Origin of the sequence: Pseudomonas sp. MD195_PC81_125, assembly GCF_014060985.1 — a bacterium.
GTDB classification, from domain to species: Bacteria; Pseudomonadota; Gammaproteobacteria; order Pseudomonadales; family Pseudomonadaceae; genus Aquipseudomonas; species Aquipseudomonas parakoreensis.
In genome coordinates, this window is the sequence record NZ_JABULD010000957.1 from 1 (window position 1) to 591 (window position 591).

A 591-nucleotide genomic window follows, 5' to 3' on the forward strand; every position below is an offset into this window, starting at 1 on the left:
TTGTCCCTGAAATGAAATGCGTGAGGAGAAAGGTATGCTGATTCTGACTCGTCGGTGCGCAGAAAGCCTGATTATCGGTGATGGCGAAATCACCGTGACCGTGCTCGGCGTCAAAGGAAATCAAGTGCGCATCGGCGTCAACGCCCCGAAAGAGGTTGCCGTGCACCGTGAGGAAATTTACCTGCGTATAAAGAAAGAGAAGGACGAAGAACCAAGCCATTAATTTTTATCGATTTTTATGTTTGCAAACGGGGAAGAAGGTGGTTAATATACGCCCCGTGTTGCGGAGAGCTGGCCGAGTGGCCGAAGGCGCTCCCCTGCTAAGGGAGTACACCTCAAAAGGGTGTCGGGGGTTCGAATCCCCCGTTCTCCGCCATTATTTGCTTAGTACGTTGTAATCTGGCTTTTTCTGTAAGTTGTTGAATTTATTAGAAAAAGTGGTTGGAATAGAGATTAGACGGGCTATAATGCGGCGCAACAAATGCACTCGTAGCTCAGCTGGATAGAGTACTCGGCTACGAACCGAGCGGTCACAGGTTCGAATCCTGTCGAGTGCACCATTTAAGAGTTGTTTATAGCGATATAAAAGAA

1 protein-coding gene and 2 tRNA genes are annotated in these 591 nt (G+C 48.2%); all 3 read left to right on the forward strand.

Annotation, left to right across the window (positions count from 1 at the left end; all coding sequences use genetic code 11):
• Positions 1-34 precede the first annotated feature (34 nt).
• The 3 genes from csrA to HT737_RS30570 all read left to right on the forward strand — a co-directional run bounded on the left by csrA (position 35) and on the right by HT737_RS30570 (position 560).
• Positions 35-223 (forward strand): carbon storage regulator CsrA, encoded by a 189-nt coding sequence (gene csrA / locus HT737_RS30560; RefSeq protein ID WP_002554426.1) that lies wholly within the window; start codon positions 35-37, stop codon positions 221-223.
• A gap of 62 nt (positions 224-285) precedes the next feature.
• Positions 286-376: transfer RNA gene (locus tag HT737_RS30565), tRNA-Ser, on the forward strand.
• A 107-nt stretch (positions 377-483) separates the two neighbouring features.
• Positions 484-560, forward strand: a tRNA-Arg gene (locus HT737_RS30570).
• The last annotated feature ends 31 nt before the right edge of the window (positions 561-591 follow it).

Bases quoted from the DNA above. Each gene is read 5' to 3' on its own strand.
- csrA (WP_002554426.1), top strand. From the start codon at position 35: ATGCTGATTCTGACTCGTCGGTGCGCAGAAAGCCTGATTATCGGTGAT.